18 protein-coding genes and 1 riboswitch are annotated in these 20,645 nt (G+C 39.3%); of the genes, 4 read left to right on the forward strand and 14 right to left on the reverse strand.

The window, feature by feature from the left end; translation table 11 throughout:
* Window positions 1-195: 195 nt before the first annotated feature.
* The 10 genes from DOK79_RS00075 to DOK79_RS00120 all read right to left on the reverse strand — a co-directional run bounded on the left by DOK79_RS00075 (window position 196) and on the right by DOK79_RS00120 (window position 11,946).
* Window positions 196-2,274, reverse strand: a complete 2,079-nt coding sequence (locus DOK79_RS00075; RefSeq protein WP_206856237.1) for a heavy metal translocating P-type ATPase — start codon at window positions 2,272-2,274, stop codon at window positions 196-198.
* Between the two features lie 293 nt (window positions 2,275-2,567).
* A complete protein-coding gene (locus DOK79_RS00080) occupies window positions 2,568-2,927 on the reverse strand; it encodes a YccF domain-containing protein (protein WP_206856240.1) in 360 nt (119 codons plus the stop codon).
* A 33-nt stretch (window positions 2,928-2,960) separates the two neighbouring features.
* Entirely contained in the window at window positions 2,961-3,305 is a 345-nt protein-coding gene (locus DOK79_RS00085; protein ID WP_206856241.1) for a hypothetical protein, read from the reverse strand.
* Complete coding sequence (locus tag DOK79_RS00090) at window positions 3,302-3,937, reverse strand: SGNH/GDSL hydrolase family protein (protein ID WP_206856242.1); 636 nt, start codon at window positions 3,935-3,937, stop codon at window positions 3,302-3,304. Before DOK79_RS00090 ends, DOK79_RS00085 begins: the two co-directional genes overlap by 4 nt.
* Window positions 3,938-4,094: 157 nt before the next feature.
* Window positions 4,095-5,393 carry an asparagine--tRNA ligase gene (asnS, locus tag DOK79_RS00095; protein ID WP_206856243.1) on the reverse strand — a complete coding sequence of 433 codons (1,299 nt, stop codon included), beginning with the start codon at window positions 5,391-5,393 and terminating at the stop codon, window positions 4,095-4,097.
* 29 nt (window positions 5,394-5,422) lie between these two features.
* Complete coding sequence (locus DOK79_RS00100) at window positions 5,423-6,616, reverse strand: pyridoxal phosphate-dependent aminotransferase (protein ID WP_206856244.1); 1,194 nt, start codon at window positions 6,614-6,616, stop codon at window positions 5,423-5,425.
* Between the two features lie 26 nt (window positions 6,617-6,642).
* The gene (locus DOK79_RS00105; RefSeq protein WP_206856245.1) at window positions 6,643-7,146 is read right to left on the reverse strand and encodes a DUF5590 domain-containing protein; all 504 of its coding nucleotides are present in this window, start codon (window positions 7,144-7,146) and stop codon (window positions 6,643-6,645) included.
* A gap of 68 nt (window positions 7,147-7,214) precedes the next feature.
* Entirely contained in the window at window positions 7,215-10,004 is a 2,790-nt protein-coding gene (locus DOK79_RS00110; protein WP_206856302.1) for a helicase C-terminal domain-containing protein, read from the reverse strand.
* Between the two features lie 285 nt (window positions 10,005-10,289).
* Window positions 10,290-10,490, reverse strand: a complete 201-nt coding sequence (locus DOK79_RS00115) for a cold-shock protein (RefSeq protein WP_005875554.1) — start codon at window positions 10,488-10,490, stop codon at window positions 10,290-10,292.
* A gap of 349 nt (window positions 10,491-10,839) precedes the next feature.
* The gene (locus tag DOK79_RS00120) at window positions 10,840-11,946 is read right to left on the reverse strand and encodes a hypothetical protein (RefSeq protein WP_206856246.1); all 1,107 of its coding nucleotides are present in this window, start codon (window positions 11,944-11,946) and stop codon (window positions 10,840-10,842) included.
* A gap of 477 nt (window positions 11,947-12,423) precedes the next feature.
* Here DOK79_RS00120 and DOK79_RS00125 point away from each other — a divergent pair, with 477 nt between their 5' ends.
* Both DOK79_RS00125 and DOK79_RS00130 read left to right on the forward strand, forming a co-directional pair.
* Window positions 12,424-13,731 (forward strand): serine hydrolase, encoded by a 1,308-nt coding sequence (locus DOK79_RS00125; RefSeq protein ID WP_206856247.1) that lies wholly within the window; start codon window positions 12,424-12,426, stop codon window positions 13,729-13,731.
* 326 nt (window positions 13,732-14,057) lie between these two features.
* Window positions 14,058-15,260: a YdcF family protein gene (locus tag DOK79_RS00130; RefSeq protein WP_206856248.1), complete on the forward strand. Its 1,203-nt coding sequence runs from the start codon at window positions 14,058-14,060 to the stop codon at window positions 15,258-15,260.
* Between the two features lie 44 nt (window positions 15,261-15,304).
* On the opposite strand, the gene DOK79_RS00135 is transcribed toward DOK79_RS00130, so the two are convergent.
* The 4 genes from DOK79_RS00135 to DOK79_RS00150 all read right to left on the reverse strand — a co-directional run bounded on the left by DOK79_RS00135 (window position 15,305) and on the right by DOK79_RS00150 (window position 19,056).
* Entirely contained in the window at window positions 15,305-16,570 is a 1,266-nt protein-coding gene (locus DOK79_RS00135; RefSeq protein WP_206856249.1) for a voltage-gated chloride channel family protein, read from the reverse strand.
* 52 nt (window positions 16,571-16,622) lie between these two features.
* Window positions 16,623-16,690, reverse strand: a riboswitch (Fluoride riboswitch).
* Between the two features lie 40 nt (window positions 16,691-16,730).
* Window positions 16,731-17,387, reverse strand: a complete 657-nt coding sequence (locus tag DOK79_RS00140) for a FusB/FusC family EF-G-binding protein (protein ID WP_206856253.1) — start codon at window positions 17,385-17,387, stop codon at window positions 16,731-16,733.
* Window positions 17,388-17,667: 280 nt separating this feature from the next.
* Complete coding sequence (locus tag DOK79_RS00145; protein WP_206856255.1) at window positions 17,668-18,171, reverse strand: HD domain-containing protein; 504 nt, start codon at window positions 18,169-18,171, stop codon at window positions 17,668-17,670.
* Window positions 18,172-18,294: 123 nt separating this feature from the next.
* A complete protein-coding gene (locus tag DOK79_RS00150; RefSeq protein ID WP_206856257.1) occupies window positions 18,295-19,056 on the reverse strand; it encodes a TrmH family RNA methyltransferase in 762 nt (253 codons plus the stop codon).
* Between the two features lie 108 nt (window positions 19,057-19,164).
* Between DOK79_RS00150 and DOK79_RS00155 the strand changes: the two genes are divergently transcribed.
* Together DOK79_RS00155 and yidC are read left to right on the forward strand one after the other, a co-directional pair.
* Window positions 19,165-19,440, forward strand: coding sequence for an acylphosphatase (locus DOK79_RS00155; RefSeq protein WP_206856260.1), 276 nt, complete (start codon window positions 19,165-19,167; stop codon window positions 19,438-19,440).
* A gap of 215 nt (window positions 19,441-19,655) precedes the next feature.
* Entirely contained in the window at window positions 19,656-20,600 is a 945-nt protein-coding gene (gene yidC, locus DOK79_RS00160; RefSeq protein WP_206856262.1) for a membrane protein insertase YidC, read from the forward strand.
* Window positions 20,601-20,645: the final 45 nt, after the last annotated feature.

Raw genomic sequence — 20,645 nt, forward strand, 5'->3', positions numbered from 1 at the left:
AACACATCGTTTTTACATTTTATTTTCATTTTAGACTAAAACTCCCCTTATATAAGCGCATAAAAAAGATTTATTTTCTAACTATTTTGGAATTTTCAGAACAATTAAAATATTCCAGTTATTTTAAGCGCAAAAAACCACAGTCCTCACTTTACTGATTCCTGTGGTTTATCGTTGCTTTTTTGAATATTTCGTTTACTTTTTGACAGAGAGGCCACGCATCGCATTTAATACAGCGATAAGCGTCACACCGACATCGGCAAAGACGGCATTTCCCATCGAAGCATAACCAATTGCACCAAGAATCAACACGATCACTTTTACGCCGATAGCAAACGCGATATTTTGCTTGACGATTCTCAACGTTTTTCTTGAAAGTTTGATTGCCTCTGCTAGTTTTGATGGTTCATCGTTCATGATCACGACATCGGCTGCTTCAATTGCCGCATCACTGCCCAAGCCTCCCATAGCGATTCCGACATCCGCTCGAGCTAAGACTGGGGCATCATTGATCCCATCGCCGACAAACGCGGTTTTTTGTGATGTGTCGTGCATCAGCGCTTCTAACTTCTCAACCTTATCTTCAGGAAGCAGTTCACTATAGACTGTATCGACCCCTACCTCTTTTGCGACTTGTTCCGCAATGCTTTGAGCATCTCCAGTCAACATCGCCGTCTTTTTGACACCGACTTGCTTCAATGTCTCGATCGCTAATGTTGCATCTGGTTTGATCGTATCAGCAATGACTAAATACCCCATTACTTGATTATCGATCGCTAAATAAATCAAAGTGCCAATTTCATGAGGATTTGCTTGCTTGATTTTAAAACGAGCGAGTAATTTTTGATTGCCGACAAGTACATCTCGTCCTTCGATTTGTGCTTTGATTCCTTCACCAGCAATTTCTTCTGGTGTTTCAATCTCATATATTGGCCCACTATATGCATCCATGACCGCCTTAGCGATTGGATGTGTCGAAAGATTTTCAAGACTGGCAATGTACTTCATGAACGCTTTTTCGTCCATGTCTGAAACGATTTTTTGTACCGAAAAATCACCCTTCGTCAATGTGCCTGTTTTATCAAATACGACCGTTTCTGTACGAGCTAAAAGTTCTAAATAATTGCCGCCCTTTACGAGTATCCCTTGTTTACTAGCTCCTCCGATCCCGCCAAAAAAGCTAAGTGGGACAGAGATCACTAACGCACAGGGACAAGAGATCACAAGAAACGTCAACGCTCGATAGATCCATTCAGAAAATTCTTCTCCAAAAAGGAATGGTGGGACGATAGCTAAAAGAACAGCTAGAGCGACAACGATCGGCGTATAATAACGAGCAAATTTAGTGATAAATTTTTCAGCTGGTGCCTTTTTACTACTTGCTGTTTCGACTAATTCCAATAATTTACTGATTGTTGAATTTTCATAACTTTTTACTACTTCGATCGTTAATGGCTGCGTCTTGTTGATAAAACCACTTAGTACTGTTTCTCCACTTATAACTTCTTTTGGCAATGATTCTCCTGTCAATGCTGAAGTATCTACGAGTGATTGCCCTTTGATGATCTTTCCATCTAACGGAATCCTTTCACCAGGTTTGACCATGAGCGTTTCACCAATCTGCACTTCTTCAGGTTGCATACTTACTAAGCCACTTTCAGTGATCACATGTGCAATTTCTGGTCGGATCGCCATCAAGTTGCGAATCGAGCGACGTGACTGATCGACAGCGAAATGTTGAAAATATTCGCCAATTTGATAAAACAACATCACAGCGACTGCTTCTGGATATTCACCAATCAACATCGCACCGATCGTTGCAATCGACATCAAGAAATTTTCATCAAATACCTGTCCTTTACGAATATTCACGATTGCTTGTTGAATGACATCAAATCCGATGAGAACAAAAATGGCAAAGAACGTAATGAAACGGATTGGCTCTGCTGGTTGCCATAAAAATAAGACGAGTAAGCCAAGTGAAGCAAGTACGATCCGCCATAGCGTCGTATTTTTTTCGCTTTCAACTTGCTTATTTTTCAGTTGCGGATTTTTTTTCACTTCTGTAACTGTCACATCTGGTTCTAAACGATTGATTTCTTCTTTTGCTTTCTCCTCAATCGCTGAAATCATTGTTTCATCCGCCTCGATCATCATTTTACCAGTCGCAAAATTGACTGTTGCCTCTTTTACACCAGGTATTGCTTGTACTTTCTTTTCAATTTTCATCGCACAATTTGCACAATCTAAACCTTGTAATTGATAACTTTTCATTTTAAGTCCCTCCTCACTAAACATATGAATATCTCTTCATAAGTTATTATACATGAGTAATCATTCATATGTCAAATGATTATATTAAAACTGCTCATTTTAAGAAAAATCCGAAAATTCATTATTTCTTCAATGGATAAAAGAAGTTGTTTATGTAAAAGTCACGAATGGTAGAATCCATTAACAAGTCTCTTCTTTTAGCTAAAAAAATGACCAAATAAATGATGGATATCACTCGCTACACAAATAAACTCTTTTGTACGATCGTACAAAAGAGTTTATTTAGATCTTAATTATACGATTTCTGCTCCAAATGGCATCAATGCTAATCGTGCAAGTTTAAAGGATTGTTTTGCAAATGGAATACCGATGATCGTGATGCATAGTAAAATCCCACTGATCACATGCCCTAAAGCAATTGGTAATCCTGACACGATCAGCCAAATGATATTGACGATCAAGGATACACCGTTGTTTGTATAAATGACTTCTTTACCGAAAGGGGCAAAAGACAATGAAGCGATTTTAAAGCATTGTAAGCCTATTGGTATCCCAATGATCGTGATACACCACAATACTCCAGCTAACGCCCAACTCAGTCCTCCGAGCAAACCACCAAAAATAAACCAAATAATGTTTCCGATACAACTCATTTCTTATTTCTCCATTCTAACGAAAGTCCTATTCTAAAATCCATTGAAATCGACTCTCTTGATTTTACGTTTTTTTGCTTCTAACAACCACTGCTCCATAAATTGAGCAGCTATGATTCGCTCTTGGTCCCCTGCCACAAATACCGTTCTCACGAGTGTGTCAGCTTTCGGATCAGCCTCTGTGGTTTTCACTTGTCTCACTTGGCTAAAGGCAAGAATCGTTTGTTTTTCTGTCTCCTCTTGTTCTGCCACAAGTGATATATTTAGTGGATCTTTTATGTCTTCCAACATTTGTTCCTTCAAAAAACGATCATCTTGCTGTCTGATCAATTCATTGATCTTTGGTAGATCTGCTTTGGTTGCTTGCCGGATGATCACTCAAACCACTCTTTTCTTTTCATGACCGTTTCCATCCAACTATTCGCAATCGTTTCATGTCCGAGTACTGTCGGATGAACGCCATCATCTCCTGTATATTTTTCATAGCCATAGGAGATCCCTAAAGAATTCAATCGTCCATCTAACGGTACAAAGACTGCTTGATATTCGTATGCTAACTGACGGATCAAATGGATCTTCGGATCAAGATCGCGACGCCAAGTTCTACGATCATCAGGTTCTGGCAAAACAAATGGTTCCATCAAGACGATTTTTTTGATTCCATTTTCAACTAAACGATCAAGCAAATAGCGATAATCTGCTTCAAATCGAGCGAGCGATTCCTTTGTCGCAAAAGCTGTAGGTTCACCTACATTGTGCCATGTATCATTAATACCGATCAAAATCGAGACGATGTCGGGCTTTAACTCAAGGCAGTCTTTCTTCCAGCGGTTTCTCAAGTCTGCTATCTTATTGCCACCGATACCTCGATTGAAAAATACCCATGATTTTTTTGGGTCACTTGCCGCCAATTTTGCTGCTGTCAATAGCGCATAGCCATGTCCGAGATCATCCGTTCCTCTGCCAGCATCTGTAATACTATCGCCAATGAATAAAAGTCGTTGTTCCATCACACACCCTACTTTCCATTCCACTTTTAGGTTATTATCCCATAGTCGTCTGCCCAAAGAAAGGAAGAATCGCCACCTTAGTCATTTTTAATATCCTCTTAAATAAAATAAGATCCACGAAAATTCAATGAACAATTTTCGTGGATCGCGTCTTATATTATGGGTAAATACGATTTAACAAACGTGGGAATGGGATAGCTTCACGTACATGGTCGATTCCTGAGATCCAAGTCACTGTACGCTCTAAACCTAAGCCAAAACCAGAATGTGGTACAGAGCCGTATTTGCGCAGATCTAAGTACCATGAGTATTCTTTTTCGTCTAAGCCATGGTTTTTGATTTGTTCTAATAAGAAATCATAGTCAGTCGCACGTTCACTTCCGCCGATGATCTCGCCATATCCTTCAGGTGCGATCATATCTGCACAAATCACAACATCTTCTCTTGTTGGATGTGGTTTCATGTAGAATGGTTTGATTGCTTTAGGATAGTTCAAAATAAAGACTGGTTGCTCAAATGAGTTGGCAATAAAAGTTTCGTGTGGTGAACCAAAGTCATCGCCCCACTCGATATCGTCAAACCCGTTTTTCTTCAATAATTCGATTGCATCATCATATGTGATACGTGGGAAAGGTAATTTTGTATAAGTTTTCAATACTTCTTTGTCACGTTCTAATACGTCTAAAGCATACTCACAATTATCTAGAACACTTTGGACTAAAAAGGCAACGTATTGTTCTTGCACTTCTAAGCTTTGTTCTTGGTGTGTAAATGCCATTTCAGGTTCGATCATCCAGAATTCGATCAAATGACGACGTGTTTTTGATTTTTCAGCACGGAAAGTCGGTCCGAATGAGAATACTTTACCAAATGCCATTGCTGCAGCTTCCATGTATAGCTGACCACTTTGTGAAAGATAAGCTTTTTGATCGAAGTAATTCGTTTCAAATAAGTCCGTTGTGCCTTCTGGTGCTGAACCAGTCAAGATCGGTGGATCGATTTTAACGAATTGGTTGTTGTTGAAAAATTCGTAGGTTGCACGGATGATTTCGTTTCGAATCTGCATCACAGCATGTTGGCGAGAAGAACGCAACCATAAGTGGCGATGATCCATCAAGAAGTCTGTCCCATGTTCTTTTGGTGTGATTGGGTAATCGTGGCTTTCGCTCACTACTTCAATATTCGTGATCCCGATCTCGTAGCCGAATTTTGAACGGCTGTCTTCACGGATCTCACCTGTAACAAGGATCGACGTTTCTTGAGAAAGATTTTTTGCTGTTTGGAAAACTTCCTCTGGTACTTCGCTTTTTACAACAACACCTTGGAAAAATGCTGTACCATCTCGTAATTGTAAAAAGGCGATTTTTCCACTTGAACGCTTATTGGCGACCCAAGCACCGATCGTTACTGTTTCACCTACATGTTTTTTTGAATCGATGATTTGAATTTGTTCCACGTAAAATTCTCCTTTATCCTATACTATTTCTATTGGTTTTGACTTTTACTCTCAATAAAACGGCGAATACGGCGGATGCCTTCTTCTAGCGTTGCTAAATCTGTCGCATAACTCAAACGGACATTTTCCGGCGCACCGAACCCTTCACCAGTCACCAAAGCAACCCCTGCTTCTTCCAGTAAGTCCTCGACCCATGGTGTGACTTGCTCATAACCACACATTGCCAGCGTCTCTTTGACATTTGGAAACAAGTAAAATGCGCCTTGTGGCCTCTTGACCGACATACCTGGCAGATCAGCAACCAGTGGAAATACGATATCCAGACGTTCTTCAAATGCTTGACGCATCTCTTCAACAGTGTCTTGTTCACCTTGTAAGGCTTCAACAGCCGCATATTGACTCACAGCAGTTGGATTACTCGTTGATTGAGAAGCAATCGCGATCATGCCATCAATGATATCCTGATTACCGACTGCATAACCGATACGCCACCCCGTCATTGCGTAGGTCTTAGATACACCGTTGATGACGATCGTCTGTTCACGTATCTCTTCTGAAATCGATGCTATTGGAGTAAACTCATTGTCATTATAAACTAATCGGCCATAAATATCATCAGCAACTATTAAAATATCATTTTTTACTGCCCATTCACCAATGGCTTGTAGTTCTTCTTTTGTATAGATCATCCCTGTTGGATTCGAAGGAGAGTTGATAATAACTGCTTTTGTCTTGGAAGAACGAGCTTGTTCCAATTGCTCAAGGGTCACTTTGAAATCATTGATTTCTTGACCAGTAACAAAAACAGGGGCTCCTTCTGCTAGTTTGACTTGTTCACCATAACTTACCCAGTAAGGCACTGGAATAATGACTTCATCTTCTGGATCAAGGATCGTTTGAAACAGCGCATAGAGTGCAAATTTTGCCCCATCCGTCACTATCGTCTGTGAAGATTCATAGGTCAAGCCATAATAGGTTTTCAGATAAGAAACGATTGCTTGTCTTAATTCTGGAATACCTGCTGTAGGCGTATAATAACTGGCTTTTCCATTCTTGATCGCCTCGATTGCTGCTTCTTGGATATTTTCAGGCGTAGCAAAATCAGGTTCTCCTACGGTTAGGCTGATAATATCTTTTCCTTGTGCTTTCAATGCCTTTGCTTTTGCCGCAGTGGCTAGTGTGACAGAAGGCTCTAAGCGTTCCACTCTTTTTGACTGTTTCATCCCATCTATCCTTTCGTTCTTCTTTTCTACACCCCGCTGATGACTTTGACTTCTTCTCCTGTTTCAAAGGAAAGCAAATAATAATTCAACTGATCATCTGATGTTTTGGCAATGACTTCCCATACTGGTTCGTCTTGATACATCCCTAAAGAAGCTTTTTCCACTTGTTGATCAGGATGTTGCTTACTGATTTCTTTTCGGGCAGCTTCTTCCGTCAAGCCTGCTTTTTGATCTAATACCTTCACGCGCTCCCCTGATTTAGGAATGATCACTGCAATATCTTGTCCTTTATCATTTTGTCCTGTTAATGAAAAATAAGTGGCTTCTCGAGTAAACCAATAAAATTGGTCGACTTCTTCAAGGTTCGCATATTGTTCCGCCAACTTTTTCGCCTCTTGCTTTGCTTGCGTCATTGGTCGTGTCGCACGCAGATAAAAAATAGTACTGATCACGATCACTGTCAATAAGGCAATGATCAATCCCAATAACACGCGATTGATCGTATGTTCTTTGTTTGTCTGATTCTTCAAGGACCGTCGCTCCTTCTTTTTTCATTGATGTTCATTATAACAGATTTCGAGACAAAAATAGTCCTCGATTATGGCTTAATTTCTTCGTTTTTCTTTAAGAAATCATGGATGCCCTGACAAATTTCTTCAAAAGAAGCTTCTTGGATAGGCACTTTTTTAGGTAGCGCATGGATGATCCGTGCCCCATATTTTGCAGTCACCAATCGGCGATCTAATATCAACAAGACTCCCTTATCCGTTTCTGAACGAATCAAACGACCTAATGCCTGTCTCACTTTCAACGCTGCTTTTGGTAAAGATTCTTGATAAAACGGATTGATTCCTTCAGATTCTAAATACGCATTTCTTGCTTTGACCATCGGACGTTGTGGGTGATCAAATGGAAGACGCGTAATAACAACTAATTGTAACGCATCTCCTGGTAAGTCTACCCCTTCCCAAAAGCTATCTGCACCAAATAGCACACTCATTTCAGAAAGTACAAAGCGTTTCAATAACTTCTCACGACTGCCACCGATCCCTTGCGCTAAAATCTCTCTTCCTTGTTCAAGCATCGTCAAATGCATCCGTTGATAGACCTTTTGCAAGACATCATGGGAAGTAAACAAGACAAGGATTGGTCGTTTTTCTTGTCGAATCAATTGGTAGAGGACATCTGTGAGATAGTCGACATACGCTGTGCCACTTAATTGATTGATTTCTGGCGCTTCTTTCGGCACATAGATCCTTGCTTGTTCCTCATAATCATAAGGAGAAGCGATGACTTTTAAAGGTGTTCCTTCAATCCCTAATCGTTTCGCCAAATATTGGCGATCTGGACCTACTTTTAACGTTCCTCCTATATACAAGATCCGCTCATAGCGTTGATACCAGACAGTATTAGGAATCAATGCCGCAGTGAAATCGTGGAGGTGGAACATCGTCTGTTGAGGTGTAGCAGCCGGAACGAACCAATGGACTAAGCTTTCTTGCCAGTTCTCCAGCCATTCTTCCATAAAACTTGCTTGTTGCTCCAAGCGATCAAATAACGCATACAGGCTGGCTAGATCAACCCGCATTTGTTTCGTCCAGCTTTCTTGAAGCACCTCTACCCCTGCACGAATCCTGTCTTGCAATTCCTTTATTTCTTGGTAAAAAAGATGAAGATGGTCGATGGCTGTACTTGCCTCAAAAGATAGTTTCTCTATATCAGTTTTCGTAATCATGACTTCTTCAGGATAAGCCTGTCCTTTTTGTGGCGGGACGATCTCAAGTAACCCCTCAGCTAAAAAAAGCTGTGCTTCCCGAAGTGCGGTCAACTCTTCTTTATAGATATCCAGCCAACGCTGTCCCTCATGATTTTTAGGGAGGTACCCTTTGAAGCGATCAAAAAGACGATCCGGTTCTTCGAATAATTGTACTTCTTTATTAAAATAGCTCAAACTAAACCGTTGATCATTGACTTTTTCTGCAATTTCAGGCAGATGATGTGCTTCATCGATCAATAAATAGGGACTCTCAGGTAACAAAGGTGTTTTTCTTTGCGTTTCTTGGACTAAGAAAGCATGATTGACAATCAAAAAGTTACTCTCTTTGATTTGTCTATGCAAAAAGCGGATAAAATCTTGTTCGTAAAATGCTTGTTTTTTTGCTAAAAAATCGATGCCGCGATGGGAGACATCTGTAAAAAATGAATGATTCAAGTTCGTTAAATGTAATTCATCTAAATCCCCAGTTTTCGTTTGCGTCAGCCAGACAAGAACAGTCATTTGGTAAAGGGCATACTGTTTTTGTTCTTTCGGTTCAAGTAGCGTCGCTTTAAAACGTTGCAGATCAAGGTAATGGCGATAGCTTTTGATGATTGTGGCTTGGATCGGCTGGTCGAATAATTGATTCAGCAAGGGAATATCTTTTTCCATGATCTGCTCTTGTAAAACAAGGGAGACCGTACTGATCACCACCGGCTTCTCGGGTGTAGCGAGATAGCTGAGCGGCAACAAATAGCCAATCGTTTTTCCCATACCAGTTGCTGCTTCGATCATCAAATTTTTTGATTCATCTTTGGTAAAATGATCGTAAACAACATTCATCAAGCGATTTTGTTCTTTCCGATACATCAATGTTTTGCCAAATATTTTTTCTTTTGCCTGTTTTTTTCTTGGATATTCTTTTTGACCGTAATAGACTTCTGAAAATAATTCGACTTCTTTTTTTTGTAAAGCGATCCCTTCGACGATTTCTAATTCGTCCGATAACGGGGCTGGCTGTTCTCTCATTTCATTGGTGATTTGTTCGATGAATAGCTTGGTATCCATTCCAGTATGATTGCTTAACTTCACGATTTGTTCCAATGTCACTAAAGGTAGCTGGCGCATTCGTTCTTCAATCAATAAAAGCAATTGTGCGGTGACTTCAGCATCACTATCAGCTTGATGAGGATTGTCATGGATAAAGCCCAGGCTTTCTGACAAATCAGCTAAACGAAAGCTTGGCTCAGTCGGCAAGAATATTTGCGCCAACTCAACGGTATCGATACCAGGTATCTTTAATTTTGGTACACCACAACGAGCTAATTCATGGTTCAAAAACTGATAATCAAAATAAATATTGTGCGCCACGAAAATGGTATCCGCTAGAAGGGTGTAAATCGTTTGTGCTACATCTTCAAAATAAGGTGAACGATGAACACGTTGATTGGTGATCCCTGTCAAATTCTGGATCTGTTTTGAGATTTTACGTCCAGGATTGATATCCATAGAATAACGAGAAGTGATCCGCCCATCTTCAATCATGACACATCCAAATTGGATAATGCGATCTTCTTTTGGATTTGTCCCAGTCGTCTCAATATCGACGACTGCATAAGTTTTCGGTTTCAACATAGCTTCCTCTTCTCTTCCCTCAAGTCTTCTTTTGAAATTATACTACAAATCACCTAAAAATTCTTAGGAAATCAACCTCAAACAAACGCCTAGACGATCAATTGCCCTCTAAAGAAAACAATGCGTGGGTGTTATACCTTCTATTTCTCCACGACTCAGAGGTAATTTATCCCTCTTGTATTCCTTAGTTAGACAGAGTCTAACAGTGAATAAGCAGAAAACACAAAAAAGCCCAGACCGCTAGAAACTAGCAGACTGGACTTTTATTTAGTAGTGGGTTAATTAAGCTTTAACAACGTTAGTTGCTTGAGGGCCACGTTGACCTTCTTCAACATCGAAGTTTACTGTTTGGCCTTCTTCTAAAGTTTTGAATCCATCACCTTGGATAGCTGAGAAATGAACGAATACATCGTTTCCGTTTTCTGCTGTAATGAAACCGAAACCTTTTTCTGAGTTAAACCATTTCACTGTACCTGTTTCCATAATAAAAATCCTCCTTGTGTATCAAACACATATTTTGCAATTACTTGAATGGTGAATATCTGGAAGATGTTTATTTGAAACAAGCTACCAAGATTACCGAACAAAAACTACATAATTATTGTAGCACATTAATTACAGTTTAGCTAGTAAATTTTCGACTTTTTTTATTTTTTCTTCATTCTTTTGCTTATTTTCCAAAAAAAAACGAACGTTTTGAATTTATGGCAATAAAAAATTCAGTTTTAAAATAACCGTGCCTCCGACTGAAGCTCTTCGAAAAATAAGAAAAGCCATGAAATCAAATGAATGATCTCATGACTTTTCTTTTGTAAGTGTACTGGACTAGGACCTAATAACGCAAGATTGCAGTCAGGCTCTTTTCGTCTGGAGCGTCTTTTTGATCCAGAATAAAGACTTGTCCGCCATTCGTGATCACGTCATCCGCAAGTTGGTTCAATACTTGGCGACGATCATATTCCGTTTCTGGATCTTCACCAAATCCGTTAGTAAGATTAGATGTAGCGATAAATAAGTGGGAAAGTTTCCCTTCTTTTGCTGCCGGCACGATATCGACCAATTGATCGAGGAATTTTTTATCCAATAACTGGTTGTAGCTGCTTGCTTCATTCGCTGCTAGTTGTTCCGATAATTTTTTACTACCTGCTTCAATTTCTTTTAATGAAAGTTGGGCAGGTGAAGCGGAGATGGCAACATCTGAGCGGAAATAAGGATTTTTTGCTACTTTTTTGAACATGGTTTGATTCTCAGGTAAAGCGTATAAGAAAATCGGCCATTTCTCAGGATTATCAAATGTATCTCTGAGGAATTCATCGACCGCTTGATAATAGTTGACCCAGTCGATCTCCACTTCCTCGTCTTTCGGGTTCACACCATGGAAATTCGATCCTTCACTTCCATTTGAAGAATAATTGATCCCTCCACCTGTCAGCTCAGACCCTAATGCAGTGACCACATCTGTTGGTGCGCCTTCTGGCAGATCAATTTCTTTGATTTGTTTGTTGCTTACTTCGTAAAGCTTCATCGAGTCACGATTCAATCCTAGTAAATAGTATGAGTAATTAAACTGTCCATTTTTGATGATCGCTAATAAGTAAGGAAGATCACTTACATAATATTGATCGTCTACCGCAATACTCAAACGATGAACAATCGTACTGTCTGTAGACAAAATGACGGCAACACTTGCAGTGGCACTACGCCAAAATGAAGCATCTTCTAATAGTTGATCGATCTTTTTTTGAAAGATTGACCAATCATGCTCCGCATATTTCTTTTCAAAACGTTTTTTTGCTTCTTTTGCAAAGTTCTTGAATTTGATCTGATCTTTTTCCACATCTTGATGTGCAACGTGAGTATTTAGCATAATAGTAATAAATGGTCCTTTGACACCTTCTGAAGTCAGTTGTGACAGTAACGCTCTATCCTTTTTCGCCATAAACGTACCCCTCCTAAAAAATCATTTCTTCAATACTACTAACTAAAGTCTACCACAACCATTTTTATCCATAAAACAAAATGGTCCCTAAAAGAAAAAACGTTTCCAATCCAACCATAGCCAATCATTTATTTCTTCAATGATTCTTCAAAATTTCCTCAATGATTCGTTACACTTCACAGCCAAATTATTCATACATCCATGCTAAGATGAAAAAAAGTAGAAATCGAGGTGTTTTTATGCAATTATTGATGATCTTTAGTTTACTAGGGCTGACCGCTTTATTTGTATTCACTGCCTTTCGTCTAAATGAACCTGAAGTACAACCCGTTCGGATCAAAAAGAATCAACGTTAAGCTTCTTGGGTGTGTTCGTTTTGTTTATCTAAAGTTTTTTTCAGAAAGATTGAAACTACGTACGCTCTCTGATAAAATTTTAATTTGTAGCAAATCAAATTAGAAAACAAGGAGATTGGACATGCGCACTAAGAAAACACATTTCGTTTTACTGTTGGTAACGCTTCTTTTGACGTTAGGAACGTTTCTGCCAACTTTATCCGTACATGCAGATGATACATTTTCTGTGAATTCCCAAGCAGCATTTGCGGTGGACGCAACAAGCGGAAAAATTTTATACAATCAAGATGGGGATAAAACAATGGGGATCGCATCGATTTCAAAAATCATTGGATTATACATCGTACTCGACCAAGTGAAAGAAGGAAAATTATCTTGGGACGATGAAGTGGCAATCTCCGATTATGCTGAAACCCTAAGTATCGCACCCAATTTATCAAATGTTCCCTTACATAAGGAGAATACCTATACTGTAAAAGAACTTTTTGACTCTGCCTTCATCCAATCAGCCAATGCTTCAATGGTCGCTTTAGCTGAAAAGATTTCTGGTAGTGAAACAGCCTTTCTAACTGTCATGAATGATCAATTAAAAGAATGGGGCATTGAAGATGCAACGATCGTCAATGTTTCTGGTCTAAACAATGTTTACCTTGGTGCAAATCGCCCAGAAGGTACTGGCGAGACAGATGAAAATCAAATGTCCGCAAAAGATGTAGCAATCATCGCACGTCACCTATTACTAGATTTTCCTGAGGTACTAGAAGTAACAAGTACAGCCACAAAAATGTTTGGTGAAAATACACAATCACCGGTTGAAATGGTCAACTGGAATTGGATGCTTCCAGGATTTATCAATGCGAAAGAAGGTGTTGATGGACTGAAAACTGGAACCACTGATTTTGCTGGTGCTTGTTTTGTTGGTACGATCGAAAGAGATGGCAAACGCATTATCACTGTCGTATTGAATGCTGAAGGCCATGAACTAAACCCAAGTGTTCGTTTCACTGAAACAGCTCGCTTGATGGATTATTGCTATGATAACTGGTCAGTCAAAGAAATCGGCAAATCAAATGCAAGTATCCCTTCCCTTGAATCGATCAATGTGAAGAACGGGAAAGAAACTTCTGTCAACGTCGTATTGAAAAGCCCTGTCAGTGTCTGGGTCAGAAACGACATGGATACTGGTCAATTGACGATCACACCAAAAATCGATGAAGAAAAAGTAAAAGACAATGAACTTGAAGCACCGATCGTCAGAGGCACAAAAGTTGGTACAGCAACGATCACTTTAGCTAATGATCAATTAGGCTACTTAGAAGACGATGCCTCTCCTAGCACAGACATCATCACTGCTAGTTCAGTTGAAAAAGCCAATATTTTTGTGATTGGCTGGCGTAATGTCACTAACTTTTTCAGTAATCTATTCTAGATAAAAACTCTTGATCGATTACATCAAATAGCTACCCAAACGATAAAATTTGGTTCTTCGTCATGATACGACGTGGATCAATGCCAAAATTATCGTTTGGGTATTTTTTTGCTTATTTCAGAAAATAAACGTAATTTATATTTTTTCTTTTTTTATAACAGCTTTTTTGTTCATTTTTCGTTATACTGTAAAAGATAGATGGTTACTTGAAGGGTTGTTCTTTGAGGGGCAAGTAACACTATCATTTCGTGTATATTAACTCATCGGTTTTCTGCTATCTATCCCTAGCAGCGATGACTGCACGTTTAGAAAAAGGAGTTGGTTCTATGAATTTAACAAGAGATTTGATTTTTTCGATTCTCTATATTTTAGGGATGACTGGCATCATCACCTGGCGTCGAAAACAAAAAGACCCGGCGCTATTCTTTTATTGTGGTACTTGGACATTTGCATTGATGCTCACGTATTTCATTGTGTTAGAGATTTTTTTTGCAAGTTTTTATTTCTTGATTCCTCTAGCCTTCTTTAGTATTTTTGCCTTTTTTTACTTTACAGAAAAACGACGGCTCATGAATGGATTGATCTTCAATTTATTTTTAGTCAGCTTTGGCACTTATTTATTACTCTTACTCTTTGAGACCCAAAACGTCTTTATCGGTGGTATTTTCGCCTTGATAGCAGTGCCAGTTGTATTGATTTTATTATTTGGTGTTTATATTTTAGTCGTCTTTCTGGTTTGGAATGGGATCATCGTTCTAAAGAGAGAATCTAGGTCTCTAGCAAATCTTTTGACCTTACTACTAGGAATCGCTTTGATGCTTTATGTAGGGACTGCTACCTTTTTGATTAGTTACTTGCCAGCATGGATCAATGTATTTCTTTCTGGTATAGCAGTTATTTTGATTTATCTGTTTATCGTCTTCTATAATTTTATGACCGTTTCTTTCTTATATCAGTTCAACCGACCACGATATAATCAAGACTATATTATTGTTTTAGGCGCAGGACTGATCAACGGTGAGCGTGTTTCCCCTCTCCTAGCCAAGCGAATCGACAAAGCCATCGCTTTTTATTGGGCGCAAAGTCATGCTACTCTAAACCCACCGACACTTTTGATGTCAGGGGGACAAGGTGCAGACGAAAAATTGCCTGAAGCAATTGCGATGAAAAATTATGCGTTAGAAAAAGGGATTCCTGAAAGAGATATTTTGGTTGAGACTAATTCGACTACCACTTTAGAAAATATGCGTTTCTCTAAAGAGTTGATGGACCGAGAGTCTGGTGGCGGTGCTTACCGTGCCATTTTCAGTTCGAATAATTACCATATTTTCCGTGCAGGACTATTTGCGAAACAAGCGCAACTAAAAGCAAATGGCATTGGCGCAAAAACAGCCTTTTATTATTTGCCAAATGCTTTTCTGAGAGAATACATTGCAATCTTGATGCTCCACAAAAAACGTCATATGATCGTATGTGGCACAATCGTTGGCTTTTCGGTCTTGATGGCCTTGCTTACATTGATCGTCTAAAAAAAGAAGTTGCTGAAATAGCAACTTCTTTTTTTAATATGAGATCACTCTTTTGTTTTCCTCTGATTTTTTTCCACTGGTAAAAATAAAATCCCTTTTTTGACCATCACTTTTTGTGCCGAATAGATCCCGTAGTTTCCTGAACACATGAAACTGATCAAGCAAATCATGAAAAAGAAACTAGCTGCTTCACCACCAAAGAGTTCGATCCCCATGATAAAACAAGCAATTGGCGTATTCGTTGCACCAGAAAATACCCCAATAAATCCTAAGGCTGCAAGAAAAGGAATCGAAACATGTAAAAGTGGTGCTAATGCTGCACCTAAAGTTGCACCGATCTCAAATAAAGGCGTCACTTCACCGCCTTGATAACCAGCCCCTAGTGAAAGGACAGTAAAGCCCAGTTTCCCAATAAAATCATATGCGTTGGCTGTTCCTGCAAACGCATCTTGTAACAAAGGCAGGCTAAGTCCTAAGTAGCGTTGGGTCTGGAAGATAAGTGCGACAATAACGACGATGCCCCCACCAATAAAATTTCTAACTACTGGGTCTTTGAACCATTTCGTATACACTTTTTTCAAAAAGACGATCGAGCGGCTAAAAACCCAACCTATCAATCCAAAAGCGATCCCTGCCACCATCAATTTAGCAAATAGTGCGGGACTCCAGACAGGAATCTCCCCCATTGCGTAATGGACATGCGTGACTCCAATACTCTCCGTCACAAAATTTGCAAACAAGGCAGCAAAAAAACTAGGAAAGATTGCTTCCGTTCGCATTTTACCGATTGCTAATACTTCAAGCCCAAAGAGTGTGCCAGCTAACGGAGTCCCAAAAACAGAACTGAAGCCAGCGCTGATCCCACTGACGATCAGTACTTCTCGCTCAATACGACTTAATTTCAACCCTCTAGCAAGATTTTCAGCCAAAGCACCGCCCATTTGGACCGCCGTTCCCTCTCGACCGACTGAACCGCCAAAGAGATGTGTCGTGATCGTGCCAAAAAGCGTCAAGGGAATCAATCGAAGGGGGATTTTTTCTTCTCCACCATTTCCTTGATCAATCACCAGATTGTTTCCACGACTAGCATTTCCACCGTACCGTTGATATAAAAAAGCAAATAATGCCCCACTGATCGGTAATAGATACAATAGCCACGTATGGGCTTCTCGTAGATTTGTTACCACCGTCAAGCTATTCAGAAAAAAAGCTGAAAGTCCTCCCATCAATAGGCCCAAACAGGCAGTGATCACTAGCCATTTGATCATATACGTGATTATTTTGATTGGATTGTACAACCATTGTTCCATTTCTTTCATTCCTTCCCACAAAAAAAGCCTACTAAAAAAACGGATTCTCCGATTTTTAGTAGGCGTCATTAGTCATCTATCGATTGACATTTAAAGGTGAACACCATCACCTATTCATTTACGGAAAGTTTATCATACCTTCTTAGAAAAAACAATGACACTATTTCTCTTTCTTCACGATTTCTGTAAATTCATAGAATGGTGCTAACTTTACAAGTTGTTGATTGCATTGATCGCTATCATGGCAAATATAATTCCCTTTTTTGGTATACGTGCCATCTGATCCAGATTTCGTTGTGGAAAGAAACATTGCAACATTTGAGGTCTTATGACAAATCGCACACACCCCTTTGATGATCGTCGGTGAAAGTGTTCCATGCACCCCTTTTAGCTGGTCATTCTCGTAATAAAGCAGATATTTCTTTTGTGTTCCTGGGTCGTTCCAACCAATATACGTGTGTTCTTTCAGATCTAAGATTTGCCAATCTGGTTGTTTCAACTTTTTCACTTTTCGGAATATTTTTTCCACTTGGATTTTTGATGGTTGCTTGAATGGCGCAACATGTTCTTTCAAACGCTCGAGCAATTCTGCTGCTTTTTCTTTTTTCAAATTCGTATCCATGATCTGCTGCACAAATGGTTCAAGTAAAACGATTGCTTGCGGATCATTTTCTACTACCTCATTGATTTTTTCTGTTGCTAACGCTTGGACTGTCGCGACAGTTTTTTTGTCATTCACTGAATGATACACATTCAGTAATTGCTCGATTTCTCGTTTAATAAAGAAATATTGATAGGTTTTAATTGTTGTTTCCATGATTTTTTGAGTCCTTTCTTCTTTCAAAAGTTGCTACTTTGAAGAAAAAAGTGTCCTTCAACAAAGTTAGCTTAATAACTGAAGTCCTTGAACTCTGCTAAATAAGATACATATGGCATCTTATCATCACCCCCTTTATGCTTTTTTCATTTATGTACAGTTATCTAATAAAGAGTTAACCTTATATCTCTTGTTTCGTCAACTACTTTCGCACAAAAAAACAGTCAAAGAATGCCCAAAATCGGGTTCTTTGACTGTTTCGATTCGGCTGGTCAATTGGTTAAACCGATTGTTCTTTACCAAAATATCGTTGCCATTTTTGTTTCATCGTATCTGTTACCGGTTGTGCCGCTTCTTTCACTGCACAATACTTGTCCACAAATGTCACAATGTAGCTTTCTTTGTATTTTGGCGGAGCAATCGTTGCGCCCCACATGTGTTTCAAAATGATGTCGCGTTCTAAATCAGAAAGCTCTGTGATCTTTTCTGCATTTTTTACAGCGATTCTTGGATGCACATACGCATGTGTTCCTTCATCAAATTTTGTCGTACGCCAGTCATAGTAAAATAGGTCATGTAAAAGTCCTGCACGTGCAGTTGCTCTTGCATCTCCACCCCATTTTTTTGCTAATTTGTAGCTATAGTAAGAAACACTAATCGAGTGTTCCAATCTTGTCGAATGTACATGTTGAATATAGTCAGCTAATTTTTGCACAGCTTCTGTTTCTAATAGATCTTCGATATAAGACATGTATTCTTCGTCTTCACGCCATTTTTCTGTCATAATTTTCGATCTGCCACCTTTTTGAATTTCATTTATCGTTGAAATTGTACATAGTATATCACTCGCGTTCGGAATATTCTAGTGAGGTTGACTAAAAATCCAAAAAGCTTAATAGTTCCTTAATCAAGAAGAGAGATGATACAACAATATCCCCGTAGCAACACCGACATTCAATGATTCGGCGTGTCCATTCATTGGGATATAGATATTTTTATCGGTCAACGCTAGCAACTCTGATCGCACCCCTTGTCCTTCATTCCCCATAATGATCACATAATTTTTTGTTGGAATGACTTCAGGTAAAGAAATTGCCTCTTCATTGAGTTCTGTTCCATAAATCGCAAACCCTTTTGCTTTTAATTCAGGAATGAGTGCGTCTAATTCTTGCGAGATGACTGGTAAATGGTAATTGCTTCCTTGCATACTTCTTAATACTTTGGTGCTATAAATATCAGCTGTTCCTTTACCTAAGATGACGCCGGCTAAACCAAACGCATCGGCTGTACGGATCATTGTTCCGACATTTCCAGGATCTTGGACATTGTCTAATAGCAACCAGCCGCCGGTATCGATTGATGACTGGCTGACTTCTAATGGCATTACTGCCACGATTCCTTGTGGTGTCGGTAAGTCAGAAATCGCTGACATCACTTCATCAGTGACTAAGAAGTGATTCAATGCGTGTTGCTCGACCCATGCCCCCCACTCTGACCAGCCTTTTTCTGTCAGAAAGATCTCTTTCGGTATAACTTGGGAGTTCACAGCTTCTTCGATCAAGTGGAACCCTTCAAGCAGGTATTCCTGACCTTCTTCGCGGTGCTTCTTTTTATGTAATTTTTTTAGTTCCTTGATTCTAGGATTTTTTGCTGATTGAATTTTTTTCACGTTTTTCCACCTCACTTTATTATAGCATGGAATCAATCTTGGAGCTTGTTAGTTTTGGAAAAAATCGTTATCATAAATTTATAACTAAAGGAAAGAGTGGTGCTTTAGATGAAAAAGGTAAAAATGAATGTACAAGGTCGTGTCCAAGGTGTTGGTTTTCGCTATATGACGAAAATGGTGGCTGATCAATTAGGTGTGACTGGCACAGTTAAGAACGAAGAAGATGGTTCGGTGACGATCGAAGCCGCTGGCGAAAAATCAGTCATTGATCAGTTCATTAAAGAAGTCAAGCAGTCACCTAGTCCAAGCGGTCGTGTCCAATATGTCGATTTGCAAGAACATCCGATGATGGAGGAACGTAAAAAATTCGATGTGATTGGCTAAACTTAGTGATTCGTCTATCCCTATCTCCTAATTTTGGCAGCGGTCTACTAAAAATAGCGAAGGCTCGTGTTTTTTAATTGTATGTGATCATGTACCTTCACTTGATTGACTCGTCTTACGAGGATTATTTGAATTTTCTATGAAGTTCATTGAATTATTCACATATTTTTAGTATAGTTAAGCTTGTGTAAAAATTTTAAAAGAGGAAGTATTTTATGAATAAATGGAAAAACTGGTTACTAGGTTCTGGTCTTGTAACACTCTTACTTTTCTTATCTGGCTGTGTCAGAATGGATGCTGACGGAAACCCTGATACATCTGGGATCATTTATCGAGTACTCGTGCAACCTATGGGACAAGCGATTACATATCTCGTGCAGAATTTCAACTGGTCATACGGTTGGGCTGTTATCTTGATGACTGTGATCGTCCGAATCATCATTTTACCTTTAGGGATCAGTCAATCGAAAAAAACAATGATCCAGTCTGAAAAAATGCAAGCATTGAAACCTCAAGTCAGTGCCGCCCAAGAAAAATTAAAAGCGGCAACGACACGTGAAGAACAAATGGCTGCACAAGCAGAAATGCAACAAGTCTATCGCGAAAATGGTTTAAGTATGACTGGTGGTATCGGTTGTTTACCTTTATTGATCCAAATGCCGATCTTCTCAGCGCTATACTTTACTGCTCGTTACACAGAAGGTATCCGTGAATCGACTTTTTACGGTATTGATCTAGGAAATCCAAGTTTAGTTTTAGTTGCGATCGCAGGGATTGCTTACTTGCTCCAAGGATATATCTCAACGATCGGTATTCCTGAAGAGCAAAAGAAAACAATGCGTACGATGTTGATCGTGTCGCCAGCGATGATCGTTTTCATGTCGATCAGTGCCCCTGCCGGAGTAACACTTTACTGGGTAGTCGGCGGTATCTTTAGTTGTCTTCAAACATTTATTACAAATGTCATCATGAAACCACGACTAAAAGCACAGGTGGCAGAAGAATTAAAACAAAATCCACCGAAACAAGTCGTGACACCTCGAAAAGATGTGACACCTGAAGAAACAACGAAATCAACGAAAAAAATCAATACACAAGCAACAGCGAATAGAAACAATAATAGCGGGCGTAATGCTGGCAAACAACAACGTAAAAAATAAAAGAGTTTGGGATGTGTAAACATCCCAGACTCTTTTTGCTCTACT

This window comes from Enterococcus sp. DIV1094 (assembly GCF_017316305.2).
Taxonomy (GTDB): Bacteria; Bacillota; Bacilli; order Lactobacillales; family Enterococcaceae; genus Enterococcus_B; species Enterococcus_B mangumiae.

What these genes read in the sequence shown, in the direction of transcription:
- DOK79_RS00075 (WP_206856237.1), bottom strand. Translation starts at nt 2,274, where the DNA reads ATGAAAAGTTATCAATTACAAGGTTTAGATTGTGCAAATTGTGCGATG.
- DOK79_RS00080 (WP_206856240.1), bottom strand. Translation starts at nt 2,927, where the DNA reads ATGAGTTGTATCGGAAACATTATTTGGTTTATTTTTGGTGGTTTGCTC.
- DOK79_RS00090 (WP_206856242.1), bottom strand. Translation starts at nt 3,937, where the DNA reads ATGGAACAACGACTTTTATTCATTGGCGATAGTATTACAGATGCTGGC.
- DOK79_RS00100 (WP_206856244.1), bottom strand. Translation starts at nt 6,616, where the DNA reads ATGAAACAGTCAAAAAGAGTGGAACGCTTAGAGCCTTCTGTCACACTA.
- DOK79_RS00115 (WP_005875554.1), bottom strand. Translation starts at nt 10,490, where the DNA reads ATGGAAACAGGTACAGTGAAATGGTTTAACTCAGAAAAAGGTTTCGGT.
- DOK79_RS00120 (WP_206856246.1), bottom strand. Translation starts at nt 11,946, where the DNA reads ATGGCGAAAAAGGATAGAGCGTTACTGTCACAACTGACTTCAGAAGGT.
- DOK79_RS00125 (WP_206856247.1), top strand. Translation starts at nt 12,424, where the DNA reads ATGCGCACTAAGAAAACACATTTCGTTTTACTGTTGGTAACGCTTCTT.
- DOK79_RS00130 (WP_206856248.1), top strand. Translation starts at nt 14,058, where the DNA reads ATGAATTTAACAAGAGATTTGATTTTTTCGATTCTCTATATTTTAGGG.
- DOK79_RS00135 (WP_206856249.1), bottom strand. Translation starts at nt 16,570, where the DNA reads ATGGAACAATGGTTGTACAATCCAATCAAAATAATCACGTATATGATC.
- DOK79_RS00140 (WP_206856253.1), bottom strand. Translation starts at nt 17,387, where the DNA reads ATGGAAACAACAATTAAAACCTATCAATATTTCTTTATTAAACGAGAA.
- DOK79_RS00145 (WP_206856255.1), bottom strand. Translation starts at nt 18,171, where the DNA reads ATGACAGAAAAATGGCGTGAAGACGAAGAATACATGTCTTATATCGAA.
- DOK79_RS00155 (WP_206856260.1), top strand. Translation starts at nt 19,165, where the DNA reads ATGAAAAAGGTAAAAATGAATGTACAAGGTCGTGTCCAAGGTGTTGGT.
- yidC (WP_206856262.1), top strand. Translation starts at nt 19,656, where the DNA reads ATGAATAAATGGAAAAACTGGTTACTAGGTTCTGGTCTTGTAACACTC.